Origin of the sequence: Leifsonia naganoensis, assembly GCF_013410615.1 — a bacterium.
Classification (GTDB): domain Bacteria; phylum Actinomycetota; class Actinomycetes; order Actinomycetales; family Microbacteriaceae; genus Leifsonia; species Leifsonia aquatica.
On sequence record NZ_JACCHJ010000001.1, the window covers coordinates 3,868,419 to 3,884,995 of the forward strand.

General features: G+C 70.9%; 13 protein-coding genes. 3 read left to right on the top strand and 10 right to left on the bottom strand.

The features are described 5' to 3' along the window. Positions 1-162 precede the first annotated feature (162 nt). The 4 genes from dnaG to dusB form a co-directional block, all read right to left on the bottom strand. Positions 163-2,016: a DNA primase gene (gene dnaG / locus HNR14_RS18640; protein WP_179702179.1), complete on the bottom strand. Its 1,854-nt coding sequence runs from the start codon at positions 2,014-2,016 to the stop codon at positions 163-165. A gap of 59 nt (positions 2,017-2,075) precedes the next feature. Continuing rightward, positions 2,076-3,263, bottom strand: a complete 1,188-nt coding sequence (locus HNR14_RS18645) for a DUF4282 domain-containing protein (protein ID WP_179702180.1) — start codon at positions 3,261-3,263, stop codon at positions 2,076-2,078. 70 nt (positions 3,264-3,333) lie between these two features. Next, entirely contained in the window at positions 3,334-4,614 is a 1,281-nt protein-coding gene (locus tag HNR14_RS18650; RefSeq protein ID WP_343064569.1) for a deoxyguanosinetriphosphate triphosphohydrolase, read from the bottom strand. Positions 4,615-4,618: 4 nt separating this feature from the next. Further along, positions 4,619-5,809, bottom strand: coding sequence for a tRNA dihydrouridine synthase DusB (gene dusB / locus HNR14_RS18655; RefSeq protein ID WP_021765680.1), 1,191 nt, complete (start codon positions 5,807-5,809; stop codon positions 4,619-4,621). 33 nt (positions 5,810-5,842) lie between these two features. On the opposite strand from dusB, the gene HNR14_RS18660 reads away from it, so the two are divergent. Together HNR14_RS18660 and HNR14_RS18665 are read left to right on the top strand one after the other, a co-directional pair. Continuing rightward, on the top strand, positions 5,843-6,361 hold the full coding sequence (locus HNR14_RS18660) for an aminoacyl-tRNA deacylase (RefSeq protein ID WP_179702181.1): 519 nt from the start codon (positions 5,843-5,845) through the stop codon (positions 6,359-6,361). A 385-nt stretch (positions 6,362-6,746) separates the two neighbouring features. After that, positions 6,747-7,415: an endonuclease domain-containing protein gene (locus HNR14_RS18665; RefSeq protein WP_179702182.1), complete on the top strand. Its 669-nt coding sequence runs from the start codon at positions 6,747-6,749 to the stop codon at positions 7,413-7,415. A 147-nt stretch (positions 7,416-7,562) separates the two neighbouring features. On the opposite strand, the gene HNR14_RS18670 is transcribed toward HNR14_RS18665, so the two are convergent. Genes HNR14_RS18670 through recO form a run of 3 tightly spaced genes read right to left on the bottom strand, consistent with a single transcriptional unit; the run spans position 7,563 to position 9,856 of the window. Beyond that, entirely contained in the window at positions 7,563-8,234 is a 672-nt protein-coding gene (locus HNR14_RS18670; RefSeq protein ID WP_039924387.1) for a DsbA family oxidoreductase, read from the bottom strand. Between the two features lie 42 nt (positions 8,235-8,276). Further along, positions 8,277-9,086 carry an isoprenyl transferase gene (locus tag HNR14_RS18675; protein WP_179702183.1) on the bottom strand — a complete coding sequence of 270 codons (810 nt, stop codon included), beginning with the start codon at positions 9,084-9,086 and terminating at the stop codon, positions 8,277-8,279. Beyond that, entirely contained in the window at positions 9,083-9,856 is a 774-nt protein-coding gene (gene recO / locus HNR14_RS18680; RefSeq protein WP_179702184.1) for a DNA repair protein RecO, read from the bottom strand. Before recO ends, HNR14_RS18675 begins: the two co-directional genes overlap by 4 nt. A gap of 60 nt (positions 9,857-9,916) precedes the next feature. On the opposite strand from recO, the gene HNR14_RS18685 reads away from it, so the two are divergent. Next, on the top strand, positions 9,917-10,681 hold the full coding sequence (locus HNR14_RS18685; RefSeq protein WP_338092003.1) for a trimeric intracellular cation channel family protein: 765 nt from the start codon (positions 9,917-9,919) through the stop codon (positions 10,679-10,681). A gap of 90 nt (positions 10,682-10,771) precedes the next feature. On the opposite strand, the gene leuA is transcribed toward HNR14_RS18685, so the two are convergent. From leuA to HNR14_RS18700, 3 genes are all read right to left on the bottom strand, one after another. Next, entirely contained in the window at positions 10,772-12,547 is a 1,776-nt protein-coding gene (gene leuA, locus HNR14_RS18690; protein WP_179702186.1) for a 2-isopropylmalate synthase, read from the bottom strand. A gap of 134 nt (positions 12,548-12,681) precedes the next feature. After that, positions 12,682-15,252, bottom strand: a complete 2,571-nt coding sequence (locus HNR14_RS18695; protein ID WP_343064537.1) for a bifunctional lysylphosphatidylglycerol flippase/synthetase MprF — start codon at positions 15,250-15,252, stop codon at positions 12,682-12,684. Beyond that, on the bottom strand, positions 15,249-16,535 hold the full coding sequence (locus HNR14_RS18700) for an alpha/beta hydrolase (RefSeq protein WP_218875076.1): 1,287 nt from the start codon (positions 16,533-16,535) through the stop codon (positions 15,249-15,251). The genes HNR14_RS18695 and HNR14_RS18700 overlap by 4 nt, the downstream gene beginning before the upstream one ends. Positions 16,536-16,577 lie beyond the last annotated feature (42 nt).

Below are 16,577 nucleotides of genomic sequence, written 5' to 3' on the forward strand. Positions count from 1 at the left end.
CACACGAGAGCCTCGATGCCGAATCGCGTACCCATTTCCTAGCATGGATCGGGCGTGAGGCGGGTATCGAGGAGCGGATCGGACCGAATTCTTTACGTGCGCGCAACATTTCGCCGCTCATCCGCGCACAGCGGGACGGAATCCGTCGCGGGCCCTGTGCGGCTATTCGGCGCGCAGGCGCATGCGCTCCTGGTCGATCGACGACAGCGCGATCTGGAGGGAGCGACGGAGCTCGGCCTCCTTCTGATCGGTCCGCGCGAGCCGGGACGTGAGCTCGGCCTTCTCGCGCAGCAGATCGCGGTCGATCAGGCCATCGAGGATGGACCGCGCGTAGCGGCCGAGGTCTCCCCCGGCCTGCGGCAGCGCCGCGACGGCGAGGCCGTTGACCGTCGGCGCGTAGGCCGCGGGGACCTCGGCGAGCACACGCTCCACCCAGCCCGGCTCGGTCATCGTCGTCAGCTGGGTGGCGATGGCGTCGCGCACGACGGCATGGGTCGGGTTCACGAACGGCACCTGCACGGCGCGGGATGCCCGCTCGGCGCCGATCTCCCCCGGCAGCTGGAGGAGCACCATCAGGCACTCGCGCTCCGTGCGCTGGGTGGGGTCGTTCGGGTCGGCGGCCGGGACGGGCATCGGGGCGTCGTCGCGACCCGTCGTGTCCGCTGGGCCACGGCCCGGCTGGTCGCTGCGGGACCCGCGCTGTGCCGAACGGACGGCGCGCACCGCATCCTGGAGGTCGGCGCCGGAGAGCCGCGCCAGCTCGCGCATGTAGCCGTTCTGCGAGGCGGGGTCGCGGATCGTCGCGACGATCGGCGCGCCCGCGCGCAGCGCCCCGGACCGCCCCTCCACGCTGTCGAGGTCGAAGCGCTCGACCACCTGGCGGATCATGAACTCGAACATCGGCTTCTTGGCGTCGATCATCCGGCGCACCGCGTCGTCGCCCTTCGCCAGCCGGAGATCGCAGGGGTCGAGGCCGTCGGGACCGACCGCGACGTAGGTCTGGGCCGAGAACCGCTGCTCCTCGCCGAAGGCGCGGGCCGCGGCCTTCTGGCCCGCCGCATCCGGGTCGAAGGTGAAGATGACGGAGCCCTGGCTGGTGTCGTCGCCCATCACACGGCGGATCACCTTGATGTGGTCGATGCCGAAGGAGGTGCCGCAGGTCGCGACGGCCGTCGTGATGCCGGCCAGGTGGCACGCCATCACGTCTGTGTAGCCCTCGACGACGACCACTTGGTCGTTGCGGGAGATGTCGCGTTTGGCGAGGTCGAGGCCGTAAAGCACCTGCGCCTTCTTGTAGACAGCCGTCTCCGGGGTGTTGAGGTACTTCGGACCTTTGTCGTCGTCGAGCAGGCGGCGGGCGCCGAAGCCGATGGTCTGGCCGGTGACGTCGCGGATGGGCCAGACGAGGCGGCCGCGGAAGCGGTCGTAGACGCCGCGGTCGCCCTGCGACACGAGTCCGGCGGCGACGAGTTCGTCCTGGGTGAAGCCTTTTCCGCGGAGGTGCTTGGTCAGCTCGTCCCAGCTCTTGGGTGCGAAGCCGACGCCGAAGTGTGCGGCCGCGGCGGCGTCGAAGCCGCGCTCACCGAGGAAGCGGCGGCCGGGCTCCGCGTCGGGTGCGGTGAGGCGGTCCTGGAAGAACTCCTCGGCCGCACTGTTGGCGGCGAGGAGCCGTGCGCGGTTGCCGCCGCCGCTCTCGGCGGGCCCGCCGCCCTCCTCGTAGTGCAGCTGGTAGCCGATCCGGCCCGCGAGACGCTCGACCGCGTCGGTGAACGACACGTGGTCCATCTTGAGGAGGAACTCGTAGACGTCGCCGCCCTCGCCGCAGCCGAAGCAGTGGTAGCGACCGACGCCCGGGCGCACGTAGAAGCTGGGGCTCTTCTCGTCGTGGAAGGGGCAGAGCCCCTTGAGTGCGCCGACACCGCCGGTCTTCAGGCTGACGTAGTCGCCGATGATGTCGCCGATGTTGGTGCGTGACTTGACCTCTTCGATGTCGCTCTGTCGAATCCGGCCTGCCATACCTCGATTCTAGTGAGCCGCACCGACTCCGGTTCGCGGGAGGCGCGAACCGGGCCCACTCAGTCGCGCGGCGGGCGCCGTCGGCCGCGCGTGTTCTGGGCGATCTCGATGATCGCGACGAACACCTCGATGCCGACCCGCAGCAGCAGGACGGCCATCACGGCCGCCACCAGCGTCACCAGCACACCCAGCAGGAACGCGAACGCTCCGGCCGGCGACTGCGTGGAGACCGCGATCGCGAGGCTCTGCGAGAACCCGACCAGGATGCCGAGGGCGATCAGCACCAGTCCCACCACGTACACGGGGCCGGCGAGGCGGCGGGTCACGTAGCTGGTGAAGGTGAAGTCGAACAGGGCGGAGAAGAAGCGGGAGTCGTCGAGGCGGTCGGCGAAGTCGACGACGGTGCGGCGCGGGCCCTCGGCTCCGCGGGCGTCGGCCTGCGGGGCGTCGGCCTGCGGGGCGTCGGCCCGCGGTGCCTCGGCCTGCGGTGCCGTCTGCGCGGCTCCGGTCGGCGGCACGTGGGCTCCCGGTGCTTCCGTTGCCGGTGCGTCCGTCACCGGCGCTTCCGTTCCCGGGAGCGCACCGGCCGGGGCCGTTGCGGTTGCGGCCGGCGCCTCCTCCGTGACCGCGGTGGAGGTCGCCGATTCGGCTGCGGGCGCCGCACCGGGCTGCGCGGTCGTGCCGGCGCTGGTCGTCGCAGCCTCCGCCGGGGCGGGTGCGTCCGGAGTCAGGGAGGCCGAAGAAGCGGGCGAGGCCGAAGAGGTCGCCGGGGCCGAGGGAGCGGATGCAGCCGAGGCGGGCGCCGCCTCCGCACTCGTCGCCTGCGCTCCGGTCGTGCCCGCGAGCGGGGTGGACGTGCCGAGCGTCGCGTCCATGATCCCGGGGGCCTCGCCGACGGGCGACGGTGGTGCGGGCTTGCTGGCGCGCTTGCGCGGCGTGGTCGTCCTCGGTGTCGTCGCCTTGGGCGTGGCCGGCGTGGTCTTCGCTGCCGTCGTCTTAGCGGCGGTCGCCTTTGCGGCGGTCGTCGTGGCCGCGTCGGAGTTGCCCGCGCTCGTTGCGGGCGACTTCCTGACCGGCGGCTTGCGCGGCGCAGGCCCCTTCTTCACGGCGGGCTCGGCCGCTGCGGCGGGTGCAGGCGCTGCGGGCGATGCGGCATCGGGTGCTGCATCCGCCGTCGGCTCGACCGGTGCGGACAGGTCTGCCTCGTCCGGGCGGTCTCCGCTCGACGGGGGCTGTGGGGTACTCATTGATGTCCTTCCGATGCCGTGACCTCAAGCATTCTGCACCGGCGACGGGTATACAAGCCCGCGCGCCGCGTCAGTGCTGAACGAGTCGTTCGAACCAGCTGAGCGCGGACTGGTCGGTCAGGCTCGCGACCTGGTCCACGACCACTCGTTTGCGCTCCGCGTCGCTGCGTGCGAGCCGCCAGTCCTCCGCGAAACCCGGGTCGAGCGCGGATTCCCCGCGCTCGTAGAGGGTGTCGGAGAGGGCCGTGAGGATCTCCCGCTGCTGCGCATAGATCGGCTGCCGGGTGTTGCGCGACATGACGAACGTCGCGACGATGCCCTTGAGCACCGCGATCTCGGCGCGGATCTCGTCCGGCACGACGACATCGGCGCCGAACCGGATGAGCCCGCTGCTGCCGGAGGCCGCCTTCGTGGCGTGCACCGCCGCGTGCGCGAACCGGCCGATCAGCTGGCTGGTGAGGTTCTTGAGGTGGGCCTGCGCGCGCCGGCTGCCGTCCCAGGTGTCGATCCAGATGTCGAGGCTGTCGAGCCGGTCGAACGCCGCGATCAGGTCGTCGTGGCCGATCTCGCCGCCCACCCACTCGTACATCGAGCTCACGAGGTCGTCGTGGTCGACCCGGCTGCCGAGGGCGGCCACGTCGATGTACCCGTTGACGATGGCGTCCTCGAAGTCGTGCACCGAGTAGGCGATGTCGTCCGACAGGTCCATGACCTGGGCCTCGATGCACTGCTGGCGCTCGGGAGCCCCCTCCCGCAGCCAGGCGAACACCGGCTCGTCGTCGGCGTAGAAGCCGAACTTCGCGCGGCCGCTCGGGTCGGCGACGGAGGAGGTCGCCGGCCACGGGTACTTGCAGCTCGCGTCGAGGCTGGCCCGCGTCAGGTTCAGGCCGTAGGGGCGGCCGTCCCGGCCGAACACCTTGGGCTCGAGCCGCGAGAGCAGCCGGAGGGTCTGCGCGTTCCCCTCGAAGCCGCCGATGTCGGCCGACCAGGCGCTCAGCGCCCGCTCGCCGTTGTGCCCGAAGGGCGGGTGCCCGATGTCGTGCGCGAGGCACGCGGTGTCCACGACGTCGGGGTCGAGGCCCAGGCTCGCGGCCAGCTCGCGGCCGACCTGCGCCACCTCGAGGGAGTGCGTGAGCCGGTTGCGGGCGAAGTCGAGTCCGGCCGTCGGGCTCAGCACCTGGGTCTTCGCCGCCAGGCGGCGCAGCGCGCTCGAGTGGAGCAGGCGTGCGCGGTCTCGGGCGAAGTCGCTGCGGCGGCTCGCGTGCTGCTCGGGAAGCCAGCGGTCCCGGTCGCGGTCCGTGTAGCCGAGCTCGTCGGCCGGGCCGTCCACGGGCGAGCCCGTGCGGGCGATCACGCTATCCACCACTGTTGTGCACCTCCGCCTCGGCGACCTCCGCGCGCTGCGCGCCGTCGACCTCCCGGCTGTCCAGCCACCCGTCGGGCAGCGCGGTCCGCTTCGGCGACCCGGCGCGTCCGCGCTGACCCTCCGCCGCTTCTCCCGGGTACTCCTGGTCGCCGTCGAGCGTGGCGAGCAGGTCGTCCAGGTGCGCGAGGGTGTCGACGGTCGCCAGGCTGGCGCGCAGGTCGCCGCCGACCGGGTAACCCTTGAAGTACCAGGCGACGTGCTTGCGGATGTCGCGGCAGCCGCGCTCCTCGCTGTCGAAGAACTCGACGAGCAGCTCCGCGTGCCTGCGGAACGCCGCCGCCACCTCGCCGAGGGTCGGGTGCGCGAGTGCACGCTCCGCCTCCTCGGCCGAGATCAGTCCGGCGCGCGCGTGGAATGCCGCGGCCAGGTCGCCGAAGAGCCAGGGGCGCCCGAGGCAGCCGCGGCCGACGACCACGCCGTCGCAGCCGGTCTCGTCCACCATGCGGAGAGCGTCGGCGGCCGACCAGATGTCGCCGTTGCCGAGCACAGGCGTGGAGGTGATCGTCTCTTTGAGGGTCGCGATGGCGGACCAGTCGGCGTGGCCGGAGTAGAACTCGGACGCCGTCCGGGCGTGCAGGGCGATGGAGGCGACCCCGGCACCCTCGGCGGCCTTGCCCGCCTCCAGATACGTGAGGTGGTCGCTGTCGATGCCCTTGCGCATCTTGACGGTGAGCGGGATGTCGCCGGCCGCCTTCACGGCACCCTCGACGATCTCGCGGAAGAGACCGAGCTTCCAGGGGAGCGCTGCTCCCCCGCCCTTGCGGGTGACCTTGGGAACGGGGCAGCCGAAGTTGAGGTCGATGTGGTCGGCGCGGTCTTCGGCGACGAGCATGGTGACGGCCTCGCGGACCGTCACGGGGTCGACACCGTAGAGCTGGATCGAGCGCGGCGTCTCGGACTCGTGATGGGTGATGAGGCGCAGCGACTCCGGGGTGCGCTCGACGAGCGCGCGGGACGTGATCATCTCGCTCACGTAGAGGCCCGCTCCGTACTCGCGGCAGAGCCGGCGGAACGCGGTGTTCGTGATCCCGGCCATCGGTGCGAGCACGACGGGGACGTCGAGGGCCAGCGGACCGATGGTCAGCTGGGGCGCGTGGCTTAGGGTGGCAGTGGTAGACATCTGACTCGATTCTCCCAGAAAGCGTGCTGAACCATGGCCGAGAGCCCCGAATCCGTGGATATCAGCGCTTCGAGCGCTCCTGTGGAGAGCGGGCGTGCCCGGGTCGAGGCCGACGCGGCCTCCCGTGGCGTCCCGATCGAGATCGTGGCGCGTCCCGCCGCCCGCAGCCTCGAGGAGGCCGCCTCGCTGCTGGGGATCGCTCCCGGCGACATCGTCAAGACGCTCGTGGTCAAGCGGAGCGACGACACCTTCGTCTTCGCCCTCGTCCCCGGCGGCCGCAAGATCTCCTGGCCCAAGTTGCGCGCGCTGCTCCAGGTCAACAAGCTCCAGCTCCCCGACGCCTCGGTCGCCCTGGCCGCGACCGGCTACGAACGCGGCACGATCACGCCGTTCGGCAGCACCACGGCGTGGCCCGTCGTCGCCGACGCGTCCATCGCCGGGCGTCGCGTCTCCATGGGCGCCGGCGAGCACGGGTCCTCCCTCTTCGTCGACGCCGACGAGGTCATCCGCGCCTACGACGCCACCGTCGCCGACATCACCGATCCCGAGTAGCCCGCGCCGGCACTCCACCGTCAACTGGTCGCCGCAACACGCCGTCCCGTCCGCTCCACAGACGGCATGTCGTGACGACTGGATGGCGGGCCTGTGGAGAACCGTCCCGGCGGGGCGGCGCGGATGGCAGGGTGGCGCGATGCAGCCATCGACATTGCCCACCGAATTCCGGACCCAGCCGTTCACGGTCGCGTCCGCTCGCACCGCCGGCGTCTCGCCGTCCCGCCTCCGGCGCTCGGACCTCGCGCGCCCCTTCCACGGCGTGCGCGCTCATCCTCGCTCGAGCGACGGTGAGCTGACGGCACGTTGCCGCGCTCTGTGCCCGCTCCTCCCCGACCACGCCATGTTCAGTCACTCGACGGCAGCCGCACTTCACGGACTTCCGGTGCCGACGCGAACGCTCGACCGGCTCCACGTGTCGGCGCCCCGCCCCGCGCGCGCGATGCGTCGCACCGGCGTCGTCGGCCACCAGCTGGATGTCGTGCGACCGGTCCGCCATGACGACCTCCCTGTCGCCGAGCCCGTCGAGTCCTGGGTGGAGCTCGCCTCGATGCTGGAGGTGGACGACCTCGTGATCGTCGGCGACGCGCTCCTGCGGCGGGTGCGCCCGGTCAGCGACCTTTCCGCGCTCCAGGAGGCCGTCGATGCGGCCTCGGGACGACCCGGCATCCGACGTCTGCGCCAGGCACTGCCGCTGGTGAGGCCGCGCACCGACTCCCCGATGGAGACCGTGCTGCGACTGGCGATCGTGCGGGCAGGCCTTCCCGAACCGAACGTCAACCACGTCATCCATGCCGCGGAGCGCAGCCATCACGCCGACCTCGCCTACCCGACGGCCCGCATCGCGATCGAGTACGACGGCGAGCAGCACCGGACCGACGACCGCCAGTATCGCGTGGATATCGACCGGCTCTCGAGCATCCAGGACGCGGGCTGGCGCGTCGTGCGGGTGAACCGCGTCCATCTCGCGAACGGGGCTGACGAGGCGATCGCGCGCATCCGGGCCGCTCTGCCATCCACTCGTCACAACACGCCGCTCACCACGCGGTGGTGAGCGGCGTGTTGGGAAGATCAGATCAGGCGGGGAGGGCGCAGGAGTCGCCCTCACACGCGGCGGCCGAGGCGTCGCCGAGCGGGATGAGCGTGAAGGGCGCGGGTGCATCCGCCGTGGGCGCTCCCTCTGTCGCGGGTGCCGCGCCGCTCACGCGGTCACCGCCGAGCGCTCGCCCCAGACCTGCTCGAGCACCTGGGCGAAGGTCGAGGCGTCCTGCGCGCCGGAGACGCCGTACTTGCCGTCGATGACGAAGAAGGGGACGCCGTTGATGCCGAACTCGGTGGCCGTGCGCTGGTCCTCGCGCACGTCGGCGAGGTACTGCTCCGACTCCAGCGCGGCGACGGCCTCGGCGCGGTCGAGGCCGACCTCGGCTGCCAGATCCGCGAGGTCCTCGATGCGGCCGACGTGGCCCCCCTCGACGAAGTAGGCCTTGAAGAGGCGCTCCGCGAGCTCGAGCTGCTTGCCGTGCGCCTTGGCGAAGTGGAGGAGCTCGTGCGCCTTGACGGTGTTGGTGTGCTTGAGGTTGTCGAAGTCGTAGTCGAGTCCGACGGACGACGCGATGCCGCCGACGCGCTCGAGCATCTGCCCGACCTGCTCGGCGGGGATGCCCTTGTGGCCGGCGAGGAAGTCGACCTCGCTGCCGTCGAAGTCGACCGGGGTGTCCGGCGACAGCTCGAAGGAGTGGTACTCGACCTCGACGTCGCGGCCGTCGCCCGCGCCGGCGAAGAGGCCGGTGCCGGCCTCGAACTTGCGCTTGCCGATGTAGCACCACGGGCACGCGATGTCGGACCAGATGTCGATCTTGATGGGTTCGCTCACATCAGGCCCAACGTCGTGCGACGTCACGACTATTCCGCGGGTCTACTCCGAGGCGGTGGGAGTGTCGACGGCGCCGCCGAACCGGCGGTTGCGACGCGCGTACAGGTCGACGGCCTCCCACAGGTCCGTGCGGCTGAAGTCGGGCCAGAGCGTGTCGAGGAACACCATCTCGGCGTACGCGCTCTGCCAGAGCAGGAAGTTGGAGGTGCGCTGCTCCCCCGAGCTGCGCACGAACAGGTCCACATCGGGCATGTCGGGCAGGTAGAGATGACGCTGGATGGTCTTCTCCCCCACCGCGGACGGCTTCAGCCGCCCCGCCGCGACCTCCTCCGCGATGCCGCGCACGGCGTCGGCGATCTCGGTGCGGCCGCCGTAGTTGACGCACATCGTCAGGGTGAGGACGTCGTTGCCGGCGGTGAGCCGCTCGGCGTACTGCAGCTCCTTGATGACGGACGACCAGAGCCGCGGCTTGCGGCCGGCCCAGCGCACGCGCACGCCCCACTCGTTGAGCTGGTCGCGGCGGCGGTGCAGCACGTCCCGGTTGAACCCCATGAGGAAGCGCACCTCGTCGGGCGAGCGCTTCCAGTTCTCGGTCGAGAACGCGTACACGCTGAGGTGCTTGACCCCGAGCTGGATGGCGCCGGCGACGACGTCGAGCAAGGACGCCTCCCCCGCGCGGTGCCCTTCGATGCGCGTCAAACCCTGGCGGTTGGCCCAGCGGCCGTTGCCGTCCATCACGATCGCGACGTGGTTCGGCACCGCCGCGGCCGGGATCGCCGGCGGGTAGACCCCGGTCCAGTCGAGCGGGCGGTACTCGACCGCGTCCTTGTGCGTGTAGGGCTTGGGGCTCATGCCCTCCCCTTCTCATCGATACGGGCGGCGGGAGCGGACGTGGGAGTGTCGTGGTGCACGTGCTGCAGCGACCGGAGTCCGCGCTCCAGATGCCATTGCGTGTAGGCGGAGACGACCCCGTTCGCCTTCGACCGGGTCGATTCGTCGGCGGCCTCGGCAGAGACCCAATCGCCCGTCAGGAGCGACCCGAGCAGCCCGATGGTGGCCGGATCGACCCGCGGTGCGCCGTTCGGCGCGCACTCCGGGCACACCACGCCGCCGAGCTGGACGACGATGTGGTCGTGGGGCCCCGGCCGTCCGCAGCGCGAGCAGTCCTGGAAGCTGGGTGCCCAGCCGGCCAGGGACAGGGCGCGCAGGAGGTACGAGTCGAGGGTCAGCGTCGGCGGATGCTCGCGCCGCGACAAGGAACGCAGGGCGCCGACGAGCAGCAGGTACTGCTGGAGGGAGGCCTCGGCATCCGTCAGGCGGTCGGCGGTCTCGACCATGGCGTTCGCGGCCGTGTAGCTCGCGTAGTCGTCCGCGATCAGGGCGCCGTAGGCCCCGAGCGACTCGGCCTGGGTGATGACGTCGAGCGTGCGACCCTCGTAGAGCTGCAGGTCGGCGACCATGAACGGCTCGAGTCGCGACCCGAACCGGGAGGCCGTCCGGCGCACCCCTTTGGCGACCGCGCGGATCTTGCCGTGCTGCCGGCTCAGCAGCGTGACGATGCGGTCGGCTTCACCCAACTTGTGGGTGCGCAGCACGACGGCTTCATCCCGGTAGGTTGGCACGCGTCCAGTATCTCTCGTCCGGCCGACAGCCTCGCGCAGCGCCGCGTGGTAGAAGTGACTGTGAGCACCACCGCCGCCCTGACCATCCCCCTCTGGGGCGACCTCGTCGCCGTCGGCATCGGCAGCCTCCAGGGCGCGATGTTCGCCTCGGGATTCCGGGATCGGCGGCTCGATCTGCTGGGCGTCGCGATCATCGGCGTCGCGACCGGCGTCGGCGGCGGCCTTCTGCGCGACTTGTTCCTCAACGTCACGCCGGTCGCGCTGCAGTCGAACTGGTACCTGCCGGCGACCGTCGTCTCCGCGCTGCTCGGGATGCTGCTCGTGCGGCTCTTCCGGAGGCTCGACCCGCTCATCACCTTCCTCGACGCGCTCACGATCGGCCTGTTCGGCGCCATCGGAGCGAGCAAGGCGCTCTCGCTCGGCCTGCCGGAGGTGCCCGCGATCTTCGTCGGCGTAGTCGCCGCGGTCGGCGGCTCCATCCTGCGCGACGTGCTCCTCAGCCTCCCGATCGCACTCATGCACGTGGGTTCGCTGTACGCGGTGGCGGCGGGCGCCGGGACGGTCGTGCTCGTCGTGCTGATCGACCTGGGCGTCCCGCTCAGCATCGCTGCGATCCTCTGCGTCGTCGTCACGCTGATCATCCGGCTGCTGGCGGTGCGCTTCGGCTGGAGTCTGCCGGAGCAGCGCGAGCTCGGCCGTCTGCCGCGCGTGCGCTGGCCGCGGCTCGCCCGCCGCCCGGCCGAGACCCACGTGGACGAGCGCACCGACACCGGCGCGATCCCGCGCTACCGCATCGACAAGCCCGACGCCGACACGGACGTCTGACAGGGGCATCGGACCGGTCCGCCTGACTGGAGTCGGCCCGGAACGACGGAACGCCGCCCGCGAGACGGACGGCGTTCCGGTGATCGCTGGTCAGGCGTTGACGAGCTCTGCGCTCTCCGCATGCCCGGCCGAGGCGCGGACGGCGCGGTTGACGGCGGAGACGACGGCCTTGAACGACGCCGTGGTCGTGTCGGCGTCGATCCCGACGCCCCACAGCCGCACGCCGTCCACGTCGAGCTCGATGTACGCGGCCGCGAGGGCGGACTCGCTCGCCGACAGCGTGTGCTGCGAGTAGTCGTACAGGTGGGCGTTGATCCCGCGTGCGTTCAGGATGTCGATGAACGCCGCGATCGGGCCGTTGCCCTCCCCGGTGACCTTGGAGACGGTGTCACCGTCGCGCAGGGTGGCCGTGAGGGTCACGTGGTCGCCGGACTCGTTCGTCGTGGACGTGCTGCCGAGCTCGAAGCGGCCCCACTTGGCGTCCGCCTCGGTGGCGGGAGCCGGCAGGTACTCGTCCTGGAAGACGTCCCAGATCTGCTCGCTGGTGACCTCGCCTCCCTCGGCGTCGGTCTTCGCCTGCACGACGCCGGAGAACTCGATCTGCAGCTTGCGCGGCAGGTCGAGCGCGTGGTCCGTCTTCAGCAGGTAGGCGACGCCGCCCTTGCCGGACTGCGAGTTGACGCGGATGACGGCCTCGTAGCTGCGGCCCAGGTCCTTCGGGTCGACGGGCAGGTACGGCACGGCCCAGACGAGGTCGTCGACCTCCTTGCCGGCCTCTGCGGCCTCGGCGGCCATCGCCTCGAACCCCTTCTTGATGGCGTCCTGGTGGGAGCCGCTGAACGCGGTGAAGACCAGGTCTCCGCCCCACGGGCTGCGCTCGTGCACCGGCAGCTGGTTGCAGTGCTCGACGGTGCGCTTGATGCCGTCGATGTCGCTGAAGTCGATCTGCGGGTCGATCCCCTGGGTGAACAGGTTGACGCCCAGCGTGACCAGGTCGACGTTGCCGGTGCGCTCGCCGTTGCCGAACAGGCAGCCCTCGATGCGGTCGGCGCCGGCCATGTAGCCCAGCTCGGCCGCCGCGACGGCGGTGCCGCGGTCGTTGTGCGGGTGCAGGGACAGGATGACGTTCTCGCGGTGGTTCAGGTGGCGCGACATCCACTCGATCGAGTCGGCGTAGACGTTCGGCGTCGCCATCTCGACCGTGGCGGGCAGGTTGATGATGACCTTGCGCTCCGGTGTGGGCTCGAAGATCTCGATGACCTGGTTGCAGATGTCGGCGGCGAATTCGAGCTCGGTGCCGGTGTAGCTCTCGGGCGAGTACTCGTAGTAGATGTCGGTGCCGGGGACCAGCGACTCCATCTGACGGCAGAGGCGCGCGCCGTTCAGCGCGATGTCGATGATGCCCTGCTGGTCGGTGCGGAAGACGACGTCGCGCTGCAGGACGCTGGTCGAGTTGTAGAGGTGCACGATGGCCTGCTTGGCACCGACGAGGGACTCGTACGTGCGCTTGATCAGGTGCTCGCGCGCTTGGGTCAGCACCTGGATGGTGACGTCGTCCGGGATGGCGCCCTCTTCGATGAGGCTGCGGACGAAGTCGAAGTCCGTCTGACTGGCGCTCGGGAAGCCGACCTCGATCTCCTTGTACCCCAGGCGGACGAGCAGGTCGAACATGATCCGCTTGCGCTCGGGGCTCATCGGGTCGATCAGGGCCTGGTTGCCGTCGCGCAGGTCGACCGCGCACCAGCGGGGCGCGACGGTGATGCGGTTGTCCGGCCAGGTGCGGTCCGGCAGATCGACGCGGATCTGCTCATGGAACGGGCGGTACTTGTGGATCGGCATGGCGCTCGGCGCCTGCGTGTTCTTCATGGTCTGTTTTCTCCTCGCGGGGTGGTGTGGAGAGCCGACGACGAACTCCGCGACGAGGGAGGCCCGGAACTAGGACTCGTCGCGGCAGCTAAGAAGGAGCAGACCGTACACAGGAACGAGGGTACCACGGACCCTCAGGAGCGCCCGCGCGCCAGCGTTGCCGCCTGACGCACCGACAGGTCCGGCAGGTAGGCGCGGACCAGCCCGATGCCGATCTCCGGGAGCGCGACCGGGTCGGGGTAGGCCATGATCAGCGGGTGCAGCTCGGGCTGGAACTTCTGCTTGAAGTTGAGCAGCGAGCGGAAGCCGTACACCGGCTCGAGCGAGGTGCTCAGATAGCCGAGGATGCGATCCATCCCGCTCTTCTCGGCGTCCGGCGTGCCCGCGGTGTGGGCGAGCGGCGCGGCCGAGAGGCTCATGAACTCGACCCCGTCGGCCTTCATCCGCGTGGCCGCCTCGGCGATGAGGAACTCCATGACGCCGTTGATGCTGCCCGGGCGTCGGCGCATGAAGTCGAGCGTCCAGCCGATCACGACCCCGTCGCGCCAGGTCGGCAGCCAGCTGGTGACTCCTTCGATGCGGCCCGCCTCGTCGACGGCGAGCATGAGCCGCACCGCCGGGTCGCGGAGCTCGTCGATGCCGCCGAGGGTGAAGCCCATCTCGGGCAGATCCTTCTCGGCCACCCACTGCTCCGAGATGTCCGAGATCTGCACCGTCGCGCTGAGCGGCAGCGCGGCGTAGGAGGTCCACTCGGCGCGGATCCCGGCCCGCTGCGCGCGGTTGATGGAGGTGCGGACGTCCTGCCACTTCTTGCCCGTCGTCGCCCAGTTCTGCGGGCGGATGACCGTCTCCTCCGCGACCGTCATCGTCGACCAGCCCATCCGCTCGAAGAGCGGCTCGTACTCGTCCTCGACGCTGTAGAACACCGGGATCCAGCCGTTGTCGTCGCAGAACCGGGCGAAGCGCTCGATCGTGCCGTCGTGCGGCGGCGGGGCGCCGAACGGGCCCCCGGTCGTGATCGCGACGCGACCCACGACGCGGTAGGCGATCGCTCCACCGTCCGCTCCATCGAACCAGTGGCTGGTGCCCGGCCAGGTCGCCATGAACGAGAGGGCGTCGCCGCCGCCTCTGGTCAGCAGTGCGCGGACACGGGTCACCTCGTCGGCCGGGTTCCTCGTCACGCTGCGGCCGAGCATGGGCGGGATCGCCGCGGCGATCGCGATCAGCCAGAACAGCGTGCCGATGTTGTGGTAGACGATCGTGGCCAGCGGCGTCGTCGGCAGATATTGCACGGGCTCGCGGCGCAGGAAGCTCACCGGGACGAACCGCTCGAACACGTCGTCCAGGAGGTCGCCGATGTCGATGGGACGGGTGAAGCCCGTGTCGCGCTGCAGCCAGCCGACGAACACGTACAGCGCGGCGAGGCCGACCCCGGCGATCACGACCGTGAGCAGGTAGCGGCGCACCGCGCGTGCCGACGGCAGCACCGGGAAGTGCCGGCGCAGCACGATCAGCAGGATCGCCATGACGAGCGGCACCGCCGAGGAGATGGCGAGGATCGCCGTCACTTCCCAGTACCGCGGCGAGACGGGGCCGTTGTGGCCTCCGGCGACGGGGAGGATGCCGAAGTAGAGCATCGAGAGCACGGCGAGCAGCCCGTTCACGCTGACCGCCAGCCAGACCGCGAACCGGCGCCCGCGGAGCAGCCCGAACGCCGCGACCAGCAGCACGAGCAGTGGAAGCACCGACAGGAGCACCGGCCCGAACCCGTTGATGCGCTCGATCGTGATCTCGCGCACGCACTCGCGGGTGACGGCGAACGCCTGGCAGCGCTCGAGGATGTTGCCGCGGTTCGCGACGTCGTCGCTGAACAGCAGCGCGATCGGCGACAGGAGGCCGTAGCGCGAACGCGTGAGCAGCCCGATCACGGGCCCGATGGCGGTGACGGCGACCGCCGAGGCGAGCAGAACCCGGATTTCGTGATGGGAGGAGCGCTGCCACCCGCGCGCCCGGGCGCCGCGGTTGAGGATGGCGCCCAGCGCGAGCCCCGTCAGGACGGCGAGCAGGCGGTCCAGGTCGGAGGGGAACCCGGAGTAGAGCACGAACATGATGGCGACGAGCAGCGTCAGCACGCGGATGCGGCGGCGCCAGAGCGCGCCCGCGAACGCGCTTGCCGTCATGATCGTGCCGCCGATCGCGGTCAGGGGGTCGAGGGAGACGAGCCCGTGGACGTTGCGCGACCACATCTCCCCCGTCTGGCTGCCGATGAGCTGGACCGCGGAGCCGACGACGATGCCGACCACCGGTGTCACGACGAAGGCGAGCGCCGTGCGCCAGGTGCGCATCAGGTGCTCGGAGGCGCCGACGAGGAACAGGAGGAGCAGCAGGCTGAGGATGAGCTCGGCGAGGTCGCTCGTGAACAGGACGGCGGTCAGCGGCGACCACCAGTGACCGTCCGCGATCTGCGCGGCGCCTGTGCCGACCCAGATCCGCAGCGGACGGTGCGGGCCGTGGAGCGGGCCCGTGACCAACGCCAGCACGAGCACGAGCACGGTGACGCCGAGCGTGAACGGGTAGCGCGCGATGATGCGGCCGATGCGCTGGAGCGGACGCTCCCCCGTCTGCACGGCCAGGGTCCCGGTCAGCGGGAGCGGTTCGCGGGGCCGCTCGGCGGGCACGGTGGAGTTTCCCTGCTCGTCGCTCACCGTTCGAGTCCCATCTGCCGCGCGATGGCCGGGAAGCCGTCGGCCAGCGTGTGTCTCACCGTGTTCCAGTCGTGGGCGGTGCCGGGCGAGATGAGCAGTTCGCTGTGGATCCCGGCCTTCGTGGCCGCCGCATCCAGGGTGCGGGCATACGCGGTGTACTTGGCGTCGTTCTGGCCGACGCCGAACACGATGGTGGAATCCTTGTACGGCTCGTGGGCCGCCATCATCGCGAGGGGCTGCGCCGCCTCGAAGGCCGCCGCCGAGCCGCCGAAACCGGTGGCGATCGTCTGGGCGCGGTCGCCGAGGGTCGGGCCGAGCTCGCTGGACGAAGCGAGGGCGGATCCGAACAGCTCGGGATGCCCGGTCGCGAACTGCACGGCGCAGGTCGCGCCCTGCGAGTAGCCGAACACTCCCCAGGCGGCGGGGTCGCTGCTCACCCGGAGGTGCGACGAGACCCAGGTGCGGACGTCCTTCAGCAGGTAGGTGGCCGAGTCGCCGTACGCGCGCGAGTCGACGCACATCGGGTTGCGGCCCGGACCGCCCAGCTGGTCGGCGGCGACGACGATCGGCGCGTAGCCGTCATGCTCGGCGGCGAACGCATCCATCGCCGGTGCGAGGTGTCCTGCGGTGAACATGTCCGCTGGCGCGCCGGGCTGGCCGGAGAGCGCGTACAGCACAGGGAGCGCCGGCGGGTTCGCCGTCAGCGCGATCGGCGGCAGGTAGACGACGGCTTTGCGGGCCGGGAAGCGGGATTCCGTCGCCGGGATCCGCACCGTGCCGACCTGGCCCTTCGCGGGCACCGTCGCCCCCGGGGTCGCCGTCGAGGCGTAGTCCGTTCCGATGTCGAGCACCTCCCCCCGTTCCGCGTGGAGGTCGAGGGCCCCGTACGGCACCACCCCCAGTGCGTCGTTCAGATCACGGTACGCGCCGAAGTCGACGTTCACGCCCGCACCCGCCGTCGCGAGGAAGACCGGGATGCTGACGACGGCGATCGCCTTGCGCCACCAGCGGGAACGGAACAGGTTCGCGATGGCGAGACTCACCCCGGCGAAGCCGAGCACGGCCCACATCGTCGTGACCGGCGTCAGCCCGACGCCGAAGACGTTGTACACGTCGTCGGCGAGCCACACGATCAGCCAGCCGAGCAGGCCCCCGCCGACGGCGGCGATGAGCCCCGCGACCATCCGCCGGCCGGTGGGGCGCACCAGGAGGTAGAGGGCGAGCAGCGCCGCGATCACGTCGAGGGTGACGAGGAACGGCGGCTTGTCGATCCTCAGCGTCATGAGCCAGTTCAGGGCGGGTCCTCTCCTCGGTGCGCTGCCATT